This is a genomic window from Polaromonas sp. AER18D-145, assembly GCF_002379095.1.
Lineage (GTDB): Bacteria > Pseudomonadota > Gammaproteobacteria > Burkholderiales > Burkholderiaceae_C > Polaromonas.
In genome coordinates this window covers 1-398 of sequence record NZ_NBZV01000131.1, presented here as the reverse complement: position 1 = coordinate 398, position 398 = coordinate 1, and the positions used below count along the sequence as shown (strand labels likewise).

Annotated in this window: 1 protein-coding gene; it reads left to right on the top strand. The window is 65.8% G+C overall.

Translation table 11 applies throughout. The features are described 5' to 3' along the window. A partial coding sequence (locus B7G52_RS23895) for a methyl-accepting chemotaxis protein (protein ID WP_240523601.1) occupies window positions 1-398 on the top strand: 398 nt, incomplete at both ends.

The window sequence follows — 398 nt, the reverse complement described above, 5'->3', positions numbered from 1 at the left end:
GTCCGCAGCGGCACCGACACGATAGCGACAGCGTCCAGCCAGATTGCCGCCGGCAACCACGACCTGTCGTCCCGGACCGAAGAGCAGGCCAGCTCCCTGGAAGAGACCGCAGCGTCGATGGAAGAGCTGACCAGCACCGTCAAACAGAACGCCGACAACGCCCGCCAGGCCAACCAGCTGGCGGTGACCGCCTCCAGCGTGGCCGTTAAGGGCGGCAGCGTGGTCGCCGAAGTGGTGGGCACCATGGGCGCCATCAACGCCTCGTCCAGAAAGATCGTCGACATCATCGGCGTGATCGACGGCATCGCCTTCCAGACCAATATTCTTGCTCTGAACGCCGCGGTCGAAGCGGCCCGGGCCGGGGAACAAGGCAGAGGCTTTGCGGTGGTGGCCGCTGA